A 1,047-nucleotide genomic window follows, 5' to 3' on the forward strand; every position below is an offset into this window, starting at 1 on the left:
CCGAGGCGGCCGCCGCCTCGGTGTTCAACTCGAACCTGCCCATGCTCGCCTCTGCCGTCCGCGGCTTCGGCGCCGAACCCATCGAAGCCACGAGCAGCGATGATGTCGACGAGCTGCGCCGCACACTTATGTCGATGCGGACTGAGGCCGACCTCGTCGTGACGACCGGCGGGATCAGCGCAGGTGCCTTCGAAGTCGTTCGCCAGACTCTGGAACCCGACCACTCGACCTTCCGCCGCTTGGACATGCGACCCGGGTCCCCGCAGGGCTGCGGGCGATTCGGCTCACTGCCGCTCATCCATCTGCCCGGCACTCCTCAGGGCGCCTTCGTCGCGTTCCACCTCTTCGTCGGCTCGGTGCTGACGGGGAAGAGCCTGCGGCAGAGATGGCGGAAGGGCATTCTCGCCGGACCTGGCCTGAGGCCACACGCAAACGCCGTCACCGTCCGTCCCGGCAGTTTCACGGAATCGGGGGAGATCCGTGCCGCCGAACGGGCGAGACTCCCGAATTTCGCCGCCGCCGATGTGATCATCAGAATCCCGCGCCGCACCGATTCCCCGCACAGCCCTGAGGAGCTGAGCGCGGGTACGGTCATCGACTACCTCGAGTGCTGATGCCTGACACCGGTGCAGGCAGTCCGCGAACAACACAGCCGATTAGGATGGAAGCATGTCCACGTCACGCCTCGCACCCGCCGACCGGGCCCGGTATGCTCGGCAGCTTCGACTGTCCGGGTTCGGCGAGAGCGCGCAGGCGGCGCTCCTCGACTCGCACGTCCTCGTCATCGGCGCCGGGGGACTCGGCGCTCCGATCCTCAGCTACCTCGCGGCCGTCGGCATCGGCACGATCACCGTGGTCGATCCCGATATCGTCGAGCTGAGCAATCTGCACCGACAGGTCATCCACACCGAGGCGGCCGTCGGCTCTCGTAAGATCGATTCCGCCCGGCAGCGGATGAACGGGATCAACTCGTCGATCGAGGTCCGCACGATTGCCCAGCTGCTAACTGCGGACAACGCTCTCGACCTCTTCGACGGCGTCGACATC

The 1,047-nt window shown here is 66.7% G+C and carries 2 protein-coding genes; both read left to right on the forward strand.

All coding sequences use genetic code 11. The features are described 5' to 3' along the window. Window positions 1-614 (forward strand): molybdopterin-binding protein (locus AD89_RS0117565; RefSeq protein WP_025780969.1); only part of this gene is annotated, 614 nt, incomplete at its 5' end. 55 nt (window positions 615-669) lie between these two features. After that, window positions 670-1,047 (forward strand): HesA/MoeB/ThiF family protein (locus AD89_RS0117570; protein ID WP_025780971.1); only part of this gene is annotated, 378 nt, incomplete at its 3' end.

Source organism: Brevibacterium sp. VCM10 (genome assembly GCF_000583215.1).
Lineage (GTDB): Bacteria > Actinomycetota > Actinomycetes > Actinomycetales > Brevibacteriaceae > Brevibacterium > Brevibacterium linens.